This is a genomic window from Janthinobacterium agaricidamnosum NBRC 102515 = DSM 9628 (assembly GCF_000723165.1).
GTDB classification, from domain to species: Bacteria; Pseudomonadota; Gammaproteobacteria; order Burkholderiales; family Burkholderiaceae_D; genus Janthinobacterium; species Janthinobacterium agaricidamnosum.
In genome coordinates this window covers 3435985-3451064 of sequence record NZ_HG322949.1, presented here as the reverse complement: position 1 = coordinate 3451064, position 15080 = coordinate 3435985, and the positions used below count along the sequence as shown (strand labels likewise).

Sequence of the window (15080 nt, the reverse complement as noted above, 5' to 3'; positions counted from 1 at the left end):
AGATTGATTCCTGGCCGGTGAACGCCGCTCTGACCGCGGCCAGTATTTCATCCGAAAACGCGGCGTCGTCGACCGCGCGGGCCAGCGCCACTGCGCCGACCATCGCCGCCGCCATGACGATGGCGTCTTGCCGTGGATTGTTTTTCTGTTTCCATGGAAAGTGGCTTGCCAGTTTGCCGACCAGGTTTTTCAGGTGGAAGGTGAACGCGGGGCGCACCGCTGGCTGGTTGCGCACTTCGCCGGCCAGCGCCGCCATCAGGCAGCCGTCGCCCGGGCTGTCGCGGTGCCGGGTACTGACGTAGTCGATGATGTATTGCCGCATCGTTTCGGGGGCTTGCATGGCCGCGTCCAACCCTGCGCGCGAATGCGCCGAGCCGTGCAGCGTGCTTTCCGCCATCAACGCCTCTTTCGACGTGAAGTGGTTGTAGAACGGCCCGTGGGTCAGGCCGGTCGCTTTCATGATCTGGCTGACGCTGACGCCGTCAAAACCCTTTTCACGGAATAGGCGGGCCGCTTCGGTCAGAATGCGCTGGTGCTTTTCGGCGGTTTCTTCCGCAGGATATCGCATGTTGTATTCCTGATAATATATGTGGTCGCGAGTGTAATTTTTGTTGACATCATACATTGTATGCGTCATGCTTGCCAAAACTAAGCATGATGACTATCATGTTTCGTCATGCAAAGCATGATGTGTGTCATGTTTTGTCGCATGAATCATGATGAATGTCATGCTTTCCGTGTTGAAGCATGATGTTTGTCATGCTTGGGTAATCCCACGGGCTTTTTGCCTTAACCTGAAAGAAGGAATTATCATGAGCACAGCAAACACACCATCCAAGAAGGGCATCGCAGTCGTTACCGGCGCATCGTCGGGCTTGGGCGCGGTCTACGCCGACCGCCTGGCCGGCCGCGGCTACGACCTGATCCTGGTGGCACGGCGCGTCGAGCGTCTTGGCGTCCTGGCCAGATCACTGGCCGAGAAATACGGCGTCGCCGTGCGCGCCATCGCCGCCGACCTGGTCGTGCCCGCCGACTTGCAGCGGGTAGCCGATGAGCTGGCCGCCAACCAGGATATCACCATGCTGGTCAACAACGCCGGTGCATCGACGCTGGCGCCGCTGCTGACGATCAGCAAAGAGAAAATCGATGCGATGGACCGCGTCAACGTGACGGCGCTGACCGAACTGACGCACGCGATATTGCCGAAATTTAAGGAGCGCAATCACGGCACGCTGATCAATATCGGTTCCGTGTTGTCTTATCAAATTTTGCCGATTAGTACCATCTACAGCGGCGGCAAGGGTTATGTGATGAATTTCACGCGTGGTTTGCAACAGGAACTGGCCGATACCGGTGTCGTGGTGCAACTGGTATTGCCAGCCACTACCGCGACGGAAATCTGGGAGCTGAGCGGCGTGCCGCTGGAAAAGCTGGATCCTGCCACTATCATGAGCGCCGAGAATTGTGTCGACGCCGCGCTGGCCGGCCTGGACCAGGGCGAACTGGTGACCTTACCTTCGGTGGAAGACCAGGATTTGTGGGAGCAATACGATGCGGCGCGCCTGAAATTGTTTGCCGCCGGCCGTACCGGCAAGCCTGCCTCGCGTTACGGCCTGACAGCTTGATGCCATAAAACGTGGCGGCGGGGACAGGCCGTGTCCCTGCGGATCCATCTTGCTGAAACAGGTTCAGGCGGCGTTCAGCGCCTGTTCCAGGTCTTCCAGCAAATCATCGATATGTTCGATGCCGACCGACAAGCGCAGCATGTCTTCCGACACGCCGGCCTTGGCCAATTCTGCCGCGTCGAGTTGGCGGTGAGTGGTCGAGGCTGGATGCGTGGCCAGCGATTTGGCGTCGCCGATATTGACCAGCCGGGTAAACAGCTGCAGCGCATCGAGCACGCGGGCGCCGGCTACGCGCGGCTCGTCGGCCGGGTCGATTTTCAAACCGAAGGACAAGATGCCGGACGCCTTGCCGCCCATGTATTTTTTCACCAGCGCATGGTCTGGATGGTCTTCCAGGCCCGCGTAATTAACCCACGCTACTTTCGCATGCTGTTTCAAGTGTTTCGCCAGCGCCAGGGTATTGCTGCAAATCCGGTCCATGCGCAAGGCCAGCGTTTCGATGCCTTGCAACAGCAGGAAAGAATTCATCGGCGCGATCGCCGCACCCATATTGCGCAGCGGTACCACGCGGGCGCGGCCGATGTAGGCGGCCGGACCGAACGCTTCGGTATAGACCACGCCGTGATACGACACATCCGGCTGATTCAAACGCTTGAAACGCTCCTTGTGCTCGGCCCATGGGAAGTTGCCGCTGTCGACGATGGCGCCGCCGACCGTGGTGCCGTGGCCGCCCAGGTATTTGGTCAGCGAATGGACCACGATGTCGGCGCCGTGCTCGAATGGCCGGCACAGGTAGGGGCTGGGCACGGTGTTGTCGACGATCAGCGGAATGCCGTGCTTGTGGGCGATCTCGGCCAGCTTGGCGATGTCGGTGACGTTGCCTAGCGGATTGCCGATCGATTCGCAAAAGATTGCCTTGGTGCGGTCGTCGATCAGCGCGGCGAAGGTGTCCGGCTGGCGCGCATCGGCGAAACGCACCTGGATGCCGCTTTGCGGCAGCGTGTGGGCAAACAGGTTGTAGGTGCCGCCGTATAACTGGCTGGCGGAAATGAAGTTATCGCCCGCTTCGGCGATGGTCTGGATCGCGTACGTGATCGCCGCCATACCGGACGCCACCGCCAGCGCGGCGACGCCGCCTTCCAGCGCCGCGATGCGTTTTTCCAGCACATCCTGGGTCGGATTCATGATGCGGGTATAGATGTTGCCGGCCACTTTCAAGTCGAACAGGTCGGCGCCGTGCTGCGCGTTGTCGAAGGCATAGGCCACCGTCTGGTAGATCGGCACGGCGGCCGCCCTGGTGGTCGGATCGGGAGAGTAGCCGGCGTGCACGGCCAAGGTTTCGATTTTCATGGAACGTCCTGTACGAGTTGAAAGTGTTTGCCCATCGCGGTATTGCGGCGTCGTGCTGATCTTATTGTGCCATGCCGATTTTGTTAATTTAACATGTTTTATGGAATATTACGGCATAAGCTACGATGTTTTTTGATGTATCGTTGGCGGGTACCGGTCAGCGTTGGATGAATGGCGTCAGGCAGTGTGGTGCGCCTTGTCGGTCCTGATCAATTCGGGCGTGGTGGAGATCAGGATGCCGTCCGCTCCCGCATATATTTTCCGGTAGCGCAAATAGCCGGCCTTGGCGCCGGTAAATGGCTCGCGCCCCTTGGTATTCATCAACGGAATTTTCAGTGTGCGGGCATATTCATCGGCGGCCGCCCGTTCCTCGTCGGTCAGGCCGTCGCTGACGGCGGCGCTGGCCTGTGCGCCGCGCTCGGTCAACGGGGCGATCCGTGGCCGTTCCTGATTCTCTTTCAAGGTACGCTGGCGTATTTCCACCATTTTTTGTAATTTGACATGCATATCCGCTTCGCTGTCCGGATTGCCGGGTATCAGTTTGAACCAGGCGCGCGAGTCATGCACGTATTCATCGAAGAAATGGATGACTTGCGGCGGCAGCGGCGCGGCGCTGTTCCACCAGGTGGCGATTTCTTCCCATTCGTTGGCATGCTCGTTGTCGAAGCCTGGCGCCATGGCCTGGAACGGATGTTTCTTGCCCTTGTCGGCCATCCAGCTGTCGAATGCCTTGATCTCATCCTCGAATTCCAGATTGGCGCTCTTCAAATCGTTTTGATCGAAATTCACGGCGCGCTGGAAACTGGCGCTGCCGGTCAACGGCGTCTTGCCGCTGGCGCGCCGGTACAGCAGCCATTGAATATAATATTTGCGCTGGTCGCGCATGATGGCGGTGAGCGTGCCCTCGGTAATTTTGCAAGTGGCGATATAGGCGTTGAAGTCGCTGATGGTTTGCGGCGTGAGCGCAAAGCGCTGCCGGGCAATCGGATTCGCCAATTCCAGTTTGAGCGGCACGCCTGCCAGTCTAGCTTCCCGGTACATATAAATCAGCGGAATGCGCGACAGCATGTCGTCGCCATCGGGATCGACGCCTTTTCCCTGTTCGGTCGGCATGTAGCCGCAGCCGATATCGGAGTGCATGCCGGGGATCACGATTTCATCGCAGTTATCCGGCAGCAAGCCGTTGACCGAAATCGAGTCGAGCGGAAAACTGCGCCGCACTTCCTGCGCCGCGACCAGGTGCACGCAGCGCAGGCCGGCAGGGATGCGCAAGCTCGATTCCGAATCCGACCAGGCGCCGTGGCCGTCGGCCAGTTTCGCCAGCACATTATTGCCGAAGGTATTGCCGGCGCCGACGGATGCCACCGTGTCGAACAAGCCGAGGAAGTTGAACGCCACCGGAAAGCCGCCCAGGGTCATGCCGCTCTTGCCGCACAGCGATGCATCGAATGTGCACAAAGCCTGCAGCCAGTTGGTGAAAGCCCTGGCCTGGGTCGCCCCGCGCGAAAAGCCGAAAATGGATATATAAATGGTGTCGACGATGCCGGGATCTTTTTTGGGCGGATCTTGCGCGCCATTTTTCCAGTGCAGCGACACGGCCTTGTGCAGTTTCGTCAGCCACTCCTGAAAAACGCCGCGGGTCCGGATCTGCTTGTCTGCGCCCCTGTCCGGATCGGTATAAAAAAACGGATCCATCGCGGTCCGCTGGTTTTTATGCAGATCGATGGCCTTTAACAGTTTGGGGACATCGGCAGCTTCGATCAGCGGCTTACTGGTGAAATAACGGTGCACATTATTGATCGCCTGGATCAAGGCCCAGATGATGCGCGCCTCTCCCTTGTAGCCCATGGCGGCGCCCAGCGTCAGGTCCAGTCCCTGGCCAGTGTCGCCGACTTCCTTGAAGGCGGAAGCGACGCCCGGGATATACACCTTGAAAAAATGGTTGTAGTTCGAAGGCTTGTATTGCCAGTCCATTTCCTTGGGCAGTACGCCGGGCACGCTCATGCCGGGAAAACAATCGTACAAGCGCACTATGTTGGAGTGCGTTTTTGACGATTCGGCGCCGACGTAATTGTTCTTGGTGCCGTCGAAGAAGAAGCCGAAGAACAGGTTGGTGTGGCAGGATTTTTGAGGGTCTTTTAAAATTGCTTGTTCACGTGGCATCCACTCATCATTAATTTTTCTAATTTCTTTATTGTTGAAAAAAGTATTGATGTCGTCTGCTTTTGAGAAGCTGGATAGTATGGCGCCGCAGAGCTTAATGGTCATGGCCGTGATCTTTCAATATCATTTAATTTTTTTTCACAGTCCTTTAAATATCTTTCATAATCTTTTTTCAGCCAATTGGAGAATTCTGGATCTTTGGGGCCGGAGAATTTTTTTAATAAATCTCTATTTTTATTTCCTATTTCTCCTAGCGGTGATTTTATTTCGTAGTTCCCTGAGTATTTTTTTGCAGTATCAAGCATATCTTCCCAAGTATCTGCCGCCTCTTTTTCTGGAAATGATTGTAGATTGTTTAACATTTCCTTGGCATTGGCGACACATCCCTTTTCCTGTTTTATATAAATGTCCCATCTCTCTCTTTGATAAACTAATGAAGGTACGGGCCAACCCTTTAGTGGTCCAGGCCAAAGGTTATGATTTGGTTGATAATTGCTTGAAATTGCAGCAATGCTTTCATCGGGATTACGTATTACCCATAGTTCGCCAGGAGTGCCATCGACATAGCGTGGTACTTCAACCAAATGTTGCTCCTTAACTTCTTGTAACTTACCACTCTCTTTTTTTTGCAACCATTTTGTTATATTGATATTTATTTGAATTCCAGCTTTCCACTGCTTTGGAAGTTGGTAGCAACAAACCGTCCCGCCCGCTGCAAATGGATCGATCAACTCGCCAGTGCCTTTATCGCTCTTATCCGCAGGATTTCGCACCACATAACTAAATGTATCTGCGGTGTAGTTTACGCCATGAATACTAACGGGTACGGTAAGAGATTGATTTGTGCTTGCAGCATATGTATTTGAAATTGACGCTGCAAGTATGAAAAAACAAATTTTCAAATTTTCAATTTTTATTATCATGGTCGTGAATTTTTAAGTGATTGAGGTTTTCTTTGTGTTTGATTTAGTGATGCTTCATATTTGATCAGCAAGGTATTGGTGAAATAACGATGCACATTATTGATCGCCTGGATCAAGGCCCAGATGATGCGCGCCTCTCCCTTGTAACCCATCGCGGCGCCCAGCGTCAGGTCCAATCCCTGGCCAGTGTCGCCGACTTCCTTGAAGGTGGAAGCGACGCCGGGGATATACACCTTGAAAAAATGGTTGTAGTTCGAAGGCTTGTATTGCCAGTCCATTTTCTTGGGAAGTACGCCGGGTACGCTCATGCCGGGAAAACAATCGTACAAGCGCACTACGTTGGAGTGCGTTTTTGACAATTCGGCGCCGACGTAATTGTTCTTGGTGCCATCGAAGAAAAAGCCGAAGAACAGGTTGGTGTGGCAGGATTTTTGAACATTCTTGACGTCAGGCTGTTCTCGTGCTTCTAGTTTGCTACGTATTTTCTCACTCTCATTGCTGTCAAAAAAATCATCGAATTTCTTTGCTTTTGAAAAATTTTCAGAAATTGATGCGCAAAGTGATATCTTTGATGGAAGTTTTTTTTGATGAGATGTCATGGGCGCTCTTCACGTAGTTTTTGTAATTTTTCTTCTTGAATTTTCAAAGAATCTTCATATCTATTTTTAAGCATGAGATGAAAATTTATATCTGTTGAGTCACTATATTTAGATAGTGACTCAGGATCATTTTTTAATGCGAAGTTCCATGCCGACAAAGCTCTTTTTTCAGGATTTGATTTTAATTCTTGAAGCATATTTTTAAATAATGCAACACCTCCTTCTTCGTGTTTGATGTATATCTCCCAGCGTTCAAGTTGATATTCACGAGATGGCACGGGCCAACCCTTTACTGTACCAGGCCAAAGCGCATGATTTGGTTGATAATTGCTTGAGATTACACCAATACTCCCATCAGGATTGCGCATTACCCAGAGTTCGCCAGGAGTGCCATTGTCATAGCGTGGTACTTCAACCAAATATTGCTCCTTCACTTCTTGTAATTTATTATTTTTTTTCTTTTGTAACCATTTGGTTATGTCAATATTTATTTGAATTCCAGCTTTCCACTGCTTTGGAAGCTGGTAGCAACAAACTGTCCCTCCAGCTGCAAACGGATCGATCAACTCTCCAGCACCTTTATCGCTCTTATCCGCAGGATTTCGTACCACATAACTAAATGTGTCAGCGGTGTAGTTTACGCCATGAATACTAACGGGTACGGTAATGGATTGATTTGTGCTTGCAGCATATGTATTTGAAATTGACGCTGCAAGTATGAAAAAACAAATTTTCAAATTTTCAATTTTTATTATCATGGTCGTGAATTTTTAAGTGATTGAGGTTTTCTTTGTGTGTGATTTAGTGATGCTTCATATTTGATCAGCAAGGTATTGGTGAAATAACGATGCACATTATTGATCGCCTGGATCAAGGCCCAGATGATGCGCGCCTCTCCCTTGTAGCCCATGGCGGCGCCCAGCGTCAGGTCCAATCCCTGGCCAGTGTCGCCGACTTCCTTGAAGGTGGAAGCGACGCCGGGGATATACACCTTGAAAAAATGGTTGTAGTTCGAAGGCTTGTATTGCCAGTCCATTTTCTTGGGAAGTACGCCGGGTACGCTCATGCCGGGAAAACAGTCGTACAGGCGCACGACATTGGAATGTGTTTTCGACGACTCGGCGCCGACGTAGTTGTTCTTGGTGCCATCGAAGAAGAAGCCGAAGTATAAATTATTGTGACAAGATCGCTTAACGTCGCCACCAAATGCTTGTTCTTTACTTTCCATTTTGATTAATTCTTGACGTTCATCTTGATTAAATATTTCATCCCGAAATTTTGCTTTGTGAAATATTTTTGATACGCGAGGAATTAATTTTGAATTCATGGGCGCGATTCCTTCAATTCTTTCAATTTATTTTTGCTATATATCAAGTTTTCCTCGTAGTCTATTTTTATTTTTTCTCTAAATTTATCGTCCTCTGGACCAGTGAATTTTTCAAGATCTTTAGGTCTAATTTTAAAAATTGTATCCCAGGAAAATTTTGCTCTTTGGTTTGGATTGTTTTTCAATTCATTTATCAGATGCTCGGTTAGTTTTACATCCGATTCGGCGAGTGTAATATATAGATCCCAACGTTCGCGTTGATAATCCTTGGACGGCAACGGCCATCCTTTGACAGGACCTGGCCATTGCGGATGGTTGGGCTGGTAATTGCTAGCAATGGCGCTGATGCTGCCGTCAGCATTGCGCATAACCCATAATTCTCCGGGAGTAGCTTCCACATAGCGAGGAATTTCAACTATATATTTTTCTTTTACTTCCTTTAAATTTTCATTTTCTTTCTTTGGTAACCATCTGGTAATGTCAATATTTATTTCAATTCCAACTTTCCACTGCTTTGGAAGTTGGTAGCAACAAACCGTCCCGCCCGCTGCAAATGGATCGATCAACTCGCCAGTGCCTTTATCGCTCTTATCCGCAGGATTTCGTACCACATAACTAAACGTATCCGCAGTGTAGTTTACGCCATGAATACTAACGGGTACGGTAAGAGATTGATTTGTGCTTGCAGCATATGTATTTGAAATTGGTGCTGCAAGTATGAAAAAACAAATTTTCAAATTTTCAATTTTTATTATCATGGTCGTGAATTTTTAAGTGGTTGAAGTTTTCTTTGTGTTCGATTTAGTGATGCTTCATATTTGATCAGCAAGGTATTGGTGAAATAACGATGCACATTATTGATCGCCTGGATCAAGGCCCAGATGATGCGCGCCTCTCCCTTGGAGCCCATGGCGGCGCCCAGCGTCAGGTCCAGTCCCTGGCCAGTGTCGCCGACTTCCTTGAAGGTGGAAGCGACGCCGGGGATATACACCTTGAAAAAATGGTTGTAGTTCGAAGGCTTGTATTGCCAGTCCATTTCCTTGGGAAGTACGCCGGGCACGCTCATGCCGGGAAAACAATCGTACAAGCGCACTATGTTGGAGTGCGTTTTTGACGATTCGGCGCCGACGTAATTGTTCTTGGTGCCATCGAAGAAGAAGCCGAAGAAGAGGTTGGTTGTACAACTTGTAGATGAGTTTTTTGGCCCTGATTCTTCGCGCTTTTCAAATGCTATAAGAGCACGTTTTTCCGCAACTTTGAAAAAACTATCGCGATCGGACGCTACTGAATAATCTTCGGGAATAGTTGGAATGAGTTTTAAATGAATCATGGTTTTTCCATAGTTTATGGTCGTGATTCTTTTAGTTTTTTTAACTTCAATATGCTTTCTTTTAAATAATTTTCGTCATCCATTTTAAGTTTTTCTAAAAATCTAGGATCTTTATGTCCATTGAAATCCTTAATTTCATTAGGCATGCTCTTTTCAAAAACATCCCACGATTCTTGCAATCTTTTATCTGGAAAGTTTTTTAATTGAGAAATTAGTTCCTGATTGGTTTTAACGTCTTCCGCAGCGAGTTTGATGTATAGGTTCCATCGTTCCCTCTGGTAATCTAATGAAGGAACGGGCCAGCCTTTTATTTTTCCGGGTCAAAGCGGATGGTTGGGTTGATAATTGCTTGATATTGCACCAATACTCCCATCAGGATTGCGCATTACCCAGAGTTCGCCAGGAGTGCCATTGACATAGCGTGGTACTTCAACCAAATATTGCTCCTTCACTTCTTGTAATTTATTATTTTCTTTTTTTTGTAACCATTTGGTTATGTCAATATTTATCTGAATTCCAGCTTTCCACTGCTTTGGAAGTTGGTAGCAACAAACCGTCCCACCCGCTGCAAACGGATCGATCAACTCGCCAGTACCTTTATCGCTTTTATCCGCAGGATTTCGTACCACATAACTAAATGTATCCGCGGTGTAATTCACGCCATGGACGCTGACCTCAAGGTCGTTCGACACCGGCTTGACTGCCGAGCAGGCGCTGAACGCCAGCGTGGACAGACTCAACAGGCACAGGCGTCGCAGTCGTGAGCCTATGCTTACGCTGGTTTTGTGGTGGCTCATTGATATTGCGCCTTCCATTGCGGAAATTGCCTTGCCGCCTCTGCGGTATCGGTCAGCAGGCTTTGGTCGATGTAGGCGGCGCACCAGTCCAGCCACAGGTCGCTGTCCAGTTGATTGTGCGCGGCAACTTTTAATCCTTGTTGAACCAGTGCGTGGATAGTGGAGTGGGGCTGTTGCCATTGCAAGCCACGGTAGTCGAAACGCGCCAGCATGCCGTCCGCTTCGCTATCGTCGACCATGACGCCGAATTGTCCGGCCTCCAGCGTGGGCGACTCGGCGAGCGGCGCCATCACTTGAGGCACGTCCAGCGTTGCCCAGTCGCCATTCCTGCCGATGTAAAACCAGGTGCTGGCGGGGCCGCACAGCATGGCGCGCTGTTCGCCGGTCAGGGCGTTGAAAATACCCGGCAAGCGGCGGGTGTCGGGAAAACGGAAGTTGAAGCGCTGGCTATCGGCCTCCACCACGCACCATGCGGCCAGACGCCGCCCAAGTTGTTCCGCACTTTCCGTCGTGACGATGGCGCTGACCATGGGCCAGCCGCTGCATGCACTCAATAACTTGCTCAGTTGCGGCTGGCCTCGGTAAGCTAGCAGGAAGGGGGAGACGTCGCGGGTTTTATCATTGCAACTGGGTAGTGCTTCGAATAGCAGCGTCGGCTTTTGATCCGGCGCCATTTTCCTTTGCATGGTGCGGTACAGGCCCGGGATGAACACGCCGTCGAGCAACAGATACAGTTGCTGCGTATCTTGCAGTCCGGCTGCCTGCGCGTCGAGCCATGTGATCCATTGCGGCGTAAAAGGGTCTGTCAGCATGATAGTTTATTCCACTGAGGTGAATGCCGGTGCTGCTTTTAATGATTTCAGCAGGCAGGCCACGCATATGCTTCGCGGCATCACCGGCATCGGATAAGTGATACGCGTCGGCCCGATAAAAGCCTTGGTCCCGGCGTGTATCGTGATCTTGCCCGGACATTGCACCGTGATATTGCCGCCGCTGATGGTGATATTCGCGCCGCCCGCCGTCGACAGGCTGATGCTTTTCGCCGCCGCCCAGTCGATGTGGGCGTTGGCGCTGATCACATTGATCTCGTCCCTGGCCTGGATGTTCATCCGATCGCTTTGCGCCTGCAACTCGATCGCGTTCCTGGCCGCGATCAATTGCAGTCCGAGGTTGTGGTCGCCCGCCTGGACCGCGCCGCCCAGCACGCCGATCGCCTGGCCCGTGTGCACGCGCCATTGGCCGCCGCCGATGAACTGGCTGTCCAGTCCGCTCATCAGGGCCACCGTCTCGCCATTGCTCAGCTGGATGTCTTGCCCGGCCACCAGACCCAATCCCGCCTTGGCCGACACCGCGATGATCGGGTCTTTCACGTGCGGCACGTCGCTGCCATCCATGTCATGCATGCCGGATACCGCCGCCAGCAACGTTTTTAACGGCGCCGCCTGGTCGTCGTAGGCCACCGTTTCATGCGTCCTGGCGGCATTGCTGAACGTTTCGCTCAATATCACCGCCTGTTTCAGCAAGGCGATGCCGGGTGCGTTGTCGCCGGCCGGATCGCGCCCGACCGCGCCATGCGTGACCGCATAACTGGTCACCAATAAACCCGCGCCGGCACGCACCGCGCCGTACGCATCGGTGCGCAATTCGGCGCCGGCGCCGCGCAAGCTGCCCCGGTAATTGTCGGCGCTGTGTATCAAATGGCCCAGGTTCAACTCGCTGGCCGCCAGACTGCTCTTCAATTGAATCCGGCCTTGCTGGTCGGTATCGTCGAACAGTAGCTGGTTGTAGCCGAAACCACCAAACTCCTTGCTGCGGATACCCCACTGCGCCGCGCCGTTGCGGTGTCCGCCGCCAGCGACGCCATGCCACAGCGGACTGTTGCCGCCAGCCAGGTTGCCTTGCCCCGACACCGCATGGTCGTGCGCCGGGTTGAATACCGATGGATCGCTGCCCTGCTTGACCACGCCGCCCGGCGTGGCCGGCACGCCGCCTTCACCACGGCCGTTGTATAGCGCGCCGAGGATGACGGGCCGGTCGATATCGTTTTCAATGAATTGCACCAGCACTTCCTGGCCGATGCGCGGCAGAAACTGGCTGCCCATGCCGCCGCCGGCCGAACGCTGCGCCACGCGCACCCAGCAACTGGCGTTGCGATCTTCCTGCCAGTGAAAGCGGATGCGTACCCGGCCCAGCCTGTCGCAATGGATTTCGTCTGCGCCGTTGGGACGGTCGCCGCCATCCGGGCCGACCACGATGGCGCTCTGGCTGCCCAGCGCGGTCGGGCGCTCCGAGGGCTCGTCCAGCATTGGCCGCCATGGCGTGGCGGCCAGAATTGCCTCGAAACAGTTGGCGTAGCCGGTGCTGTGCGCCTGGGCCATCGCCGCCTCGGCATCTTCGAAGCCGGCGTGCAAATTGGGCAAGGATTCTTCCAGCAATTCTGGAATCGGGCCGAACAGTTCCGCCATGCCCTGGACCGCCGGCAGCGGCAGGTTGTTGATGCCGACGCTGGCCACGCGCAGCACCACATATTGCGGGTCTTCGTCGCCGAGCTGTTGCAATGGCCCTTGGGTCAAGGTAAAACGGGTGCCGGTCCGCAAGGTGCGCACCGTCGAGCGCGCCTGCCACAAATGGGCGCGGGCTTCGTGCGCCTGCATCTGCAAGGTGGCGTAGCGCCGCGCCTGGGCCGCGTTGGCGTAGCGGTACTGGCCGGGCGCATCGTAGCTTTCGAGTTGCGGCGCGTGCTTGCCGCCAACCACCCGGTTGGTCGGCACGCTGGCGCTGATCGCCTTTTTCGCCTTGTAGTCGTAGCTGAGCACAGTGACCATGCTGACGCGCAGGCTGCGTTGCGAGCGCAGCGCCTGGATCGTGTCGCCGGGCTCTCCGGCGCGGGCGGCGTGATAGCGCAGGCCGCCGTCCTGGGCGCTGCTGGCGTCCTCGGGCGTGGCGCACACCTCGCTGCTGTCGGCGAACAGCACCATGCACTGGCCGCCATCGACCTCCTCGAAACGCCAGGATAAACCTTCGTCGGTCAGCAGGCGATGAATAAAATCGTAGTCCGATTCGCGGTACTGGCAGCAATAACCGCGCTGGCCGGCGCCGTCCATGAACGAGCCGGTCTCGTCGCTCCAGCGCCAGATCGCGCGTGGCGCATAGGCGCTGAACACGTTGTCGATGATCTCGATGACGGTCTTGTCTTGCCAGACGCGGCTGTTGCGTACCTGGCTCAATTCCCACAACCATGGCGTCAGGCGCAAGCGGTAGCGCGTCAGTCCGCCATGGCTGCCGAGCATCGCGGCTTGGCGTATCCATCCGGAAAATTGGGTGCGCGTGCCGTCGGCCAGGCTGATGTGCAGCGTGGCTTGTTTGCCGAGCAGCGACGCCAGTTTGATACGGGCGCTGGTCGACAGCGCGATGATGTCGCGCGCACCGATGCCGTGCACTTGCTCGTCGGCGGCGAACGCCTCGACCAGCAAGCTGTCAGCGTCGCCATCGCCCAGCGTCAATGCATACAGCCGTGTCGCGCTGGTGAAGGAGGCGAGCGCGGAAAAGATCGTACTTATCAAGTTGGATAGCATGCCGTTTCCTGTGAGTTCATCGATATTCCGCAGCGGCCGTTGGATGAATTTATCAATTTGGTAACCTTGGAGATTGTATCTGGGAATTCTTATTTTTTTGATTTCAGACAAACGTTGAACCGCATCGCTTGCAAGCCGTATCGCAGCATCAATGATGATTCTTCTTTTCTTGCTCCCATCTCTTGGTCAACTGCTTTTTCCACTCGGCTTCGGCTTTAATATATTTCTGAATAATCTTTTTTCTGCTTCAGCATAAAATACGGGCTTCCTCTTGGCGACAAGATATTGTTCTTTCCAATCCTGGTTATTACCGCTGCCGTCGTAAAACAAGCCGATATAAATCTGGCCTTGGCATGCGCTATTGGGTGACCGTACGTGTCTTGACACGTACGCAAGCCATTGCCTTGGCGCGCTGCGATGCTTCCTTGGCAGTCAGTTTGCGTCGGCCATCGAGCGGCGCTTTTCGTCCGGTATAGATAATAGACATGGTTTCCTAGCAATTTTCGATAAAAAAGTGACTTGGAATACATTGCTGCAGACAGTGCTAATAGGAAATACTGCCATCGGCAAAGAAGAATGATTCACCTTACTCCCAGATAATTTTGAGCGGCAGACCTGGTTTAAGCTCTGCTTCCTTGCCGGTCAACGGGTATCGTCGATGTCCCAAGGCATACTTGCTGACCAATACTTTGTAATTTCCATTGTGAAGAAAATGGACATTGAACGTGCTGACATCATCCGTGGCGTATTGCGGTATTGGCACCGTCTTGGTGGTAGTGATGTCCTTGCCGTTGACCGTTGTCTTCATCTCAATGGTAGCGGTCATGCCCGGCCGCCAAACTGGCGGAACGGCCAAGCAACAAGTCATGCCGCCGCCGCCCTCACCAGGTCCCAGATAACCGGCGCTGGTGCTGGCTCCTGTGGAAAGGGTTACGGTATAACTTCCAATGCCATTTTCGGTATGGTTATAAGCAGTCAAATTTACAGGGACACTCATATTTTCCTTGCTACATGCAGTATTGAAGAGCGCCAAGGCCAGATAGAAAAGGCAACCTGATACACGCTTGCTCCACGGGATAGTCATCATCATTTCATTTTTTTCAAAATTACCGTATAAGACGGCGATACATCACCTTGTATTTTTTACGGGCGTTTGCTTGCCATGCTGACACGCAAGCTGCGTTGCGAGCGCAGCGCCTGGATCGTGTCGCCGGGTTCTCCGGTGCGGGCCGCGTGGTAGCGCATGCCGCCGTCCTGCGCGCTGCTCGCATCCTCGGGCGTGGCGCACACCTCAAGTTGGATAGCATGCCGTTTCCTGTGATCTCATGGATATCTCGAAGTGGTCGTTGGATAATTTTGTGAATTTGGTAACTTTAAAATTGTATCTGGGA

At 53.1% G+C, this 15080-nt stretch carries 16 protein-coding genes (1 of these 16 running past the window's edge); 1 reads left to right on the top strand and 15 read right to left on the bottom strand.

Annotated elements, in window-relative coordinates; translation table 11 throughout:
* Positions 1 to 568, bottom strand: partial view of a TetR/AcrR family transcriptional regulator gene (locus GJA_RS14645; RefSeq protein WP_038499939.1) — the 5' portion only. It extends 20 nt beyond the left edge of the window; 568 of the gene's 588 nt are visible here — the first part of the coding sequence; it begins with the start codon at positions 566 to 568; the stop codon falls past the left edge of the window.
* A 244-nt stretch (positions 569 to 812) separates the two neighbouring features.
* Between GJA_RS14645 and GJA_RS14640 the strand changes: the two genes are divergently transcribed.
* Positions 813 to 1625 (top strand): SDR family NAD(P)-dependent oxidoreductase, encoded by an 813-nt coding sequence (locus GJA_RS14640; RefSeq protein WP_038493388.1) that lies wholly within the window; start codon positions 813 to 815, stop codon positions 1623 to 1625.
* A 63-nt stretch (positions 1626 to 1688) separates the two neighbouring features.
* Here GJA_RS14640 and GJA_RS14635 read toward each other — a convergent pair whose 3' ends face one another.
* From GJA_RS14635 to GJA_RS27850, 14 genes are all read right to left on the bottom strand, one after another.
* The gene (locus GJA_RS14635; protein WP_038493385.1) at positions 1689 to 2975 is read right to left on the bottom strand and encodes an O-acetylhomoserine aminocarboxypropyltransferase/cysteine synthase family protein; all 1287 of its coding nucleotides are present in this window, start codon (positions 2973 to 2975) and stop codon (positions 1689 to 1691) included.
* 177 nt (positions 2976 to 3152) lie between these two features.
* Complete coding sequence (locus tag GJA_RS14630; protein ID WP_038493382.1) at positions 3153 to 5138, bottom strand: T6SS phospholipase effector Tle1-like catalytic domain-containing protein; 1986 nt, start codon at positions 5136 to 5138, stop codon at positions 3153 to 3155.
* 101 nt (positions 5139 to 5239) lie between these two features.
* Positions 5240 to 6061, bottom strand: coding sequence for a DUF3304 domain-containing protein (locus GJA_RS26775; protein WP_081905425.1), 822 nt, complete (start codon positions 6059 to 6061; stop codon positions 5240 to 5242).
* On the bottom strand, positions 6058 to 6660 hold the full coding sequence (locus GJA_RS27385; protein WP_144241547.1) for a DUF2235 domain-containing protein: 603 nt from the start codon (positions 6658 to 6660) through the stop codon (positions 6058 to 6060). The genes GJA_RS26775 and GJA_RS27385 overlap by 4 nt, the downstream gene beginning before the upstream one ends.
* Positions 6657 to 7418 carry a DUF3304 domain-containing protein gene (locus GJA_RS26770; protein ID WP_081905424.1) on the bottom strand — a complete coding sequence of 254 codons (762 nt, stop codon included), beginning with the start codon at positions 7416 to 7418 and terminating at the stop codon, positions 6657 to 6659. Before GJA_RS26770 ends, GJA_RS27385 begins: the two co-directional genes overlap by 4 nt.
* A complete protein-coding gene (locus GJA_RS26240; RefSeq protein ID WP_051780905.1) occupies positions 7415 to 7987 on the bottom strand; it encodes a DUF2235 domain-containing protein in 573 nt (190 codons plus the stop codon). The genes GJA_RS26770 and GJA_RS26240 overlap by 4 nt, the downstream gene beginning before the upstream one ends.
* On the bottom strand, positions 7984 to 8745 hold the full coding sequence (locus GJA_RS26765) for a DUF3304 domain-containing protein (protein ID WP_081905423.1): 762 nt from the start codon (positions 8743 to 8745) through the stop codon (positions 7984 to 7986). The genes GJA_RS26240 and GJA_RS26765 overlap by 4 nt, the downstream gene beginning before the upstream one ends.
* Complete coding sequence (locus GJA_RS14615) at positions 8742 to 9317, bottom strand: DUF2235 domain-containing protein (RefSeq protein WP_038493375.1); 576 nt, start codon at positions 9315 to 9317, stop codon at positions 8742 to 8744. Before GJA_RS14615 ends, GJA_RS26765 begins: the two co-directional genes overlap by 4 nt.
* Before the next feature lie 14 nt (positions 9318 to 9331).
* On the bottom strand, positions 9332 to 9463 hold the full coding sequence (locus tag GJA_RS28535; protein WP_277914401.1) for a hypothetical protein: 132 nt from the start codon (positions 9461 to 9463) through the stop codon (positions 9332 to 9334).
* Positions 9464 to 9637: 174 nt separating this feature from the next.
* Positions 9638 to 10114 carry a DUF3304 domain-containing protein gene (locus tag GJA_RS26760; protein ID WP_167541123.1) on the bottom strand — a complete coding sequence of 159 codons (477 nt, stop codon included), beginning with the start codon at positions 10112 to 10114 and terminating at the stop codon, positions 9638 to 9640.
* Positions 10111 to 10926 carry a DUF4123 domain-containing protein gene (locus GJA_RS26235; protein ID WP_051780903.1) on the bottom strand — a complete coding sequence of 272 codons (816 nt, stop codon included), beginning with the start codon at positions 10924 to 10926 and terminating at the stop codon, positions 10111 to 10113. The genes GJA_RS26760 and GJA_RS26235 overlap by 4 nt, the downstream gene beginning before the upstream one ends.
* Positions 10927 to 10932: 6 nt before the next feature.
* Positions 10933 to 13689, bottom strand: a complete 2757-nt coding sequence (locus tag GJA_RS14605) for a type VI secretion system Vgr family protein (RefSeq protein ID WP_051780901.1) — start codon at positions 13687 to 13689, stop codon at positions 10933 to 10935.
* Positions 13690 to 14275: 586 nt separating this feature from the next.
* Positions 14276 to 14779: a DUF3304 domain-containing protein gene (locus GJA_RS26755; protein ID WP_081905421.1), complete on the bottom strand. Its 504-nt coding sequence runs from the start codon at positions 14777 to 14779 to the stop codon at positions 14276 to 14278.
* Between the two features lie 53 nt (positions 14780 to 14832).
* Positions 14833 to 14979 (bottom strand): hypothetical protein, encoded by a 147-nt coding sequence (locus tag GJA_RS27850; RefSeq protein WP_156484164.1) that lies wholly within the window; start codon positions 14977 to 14979, stop codon positions 14833 to 14835.
* Between the last annotated feature and the right edge of the window lie 101 nt (positions 14980 to 15080).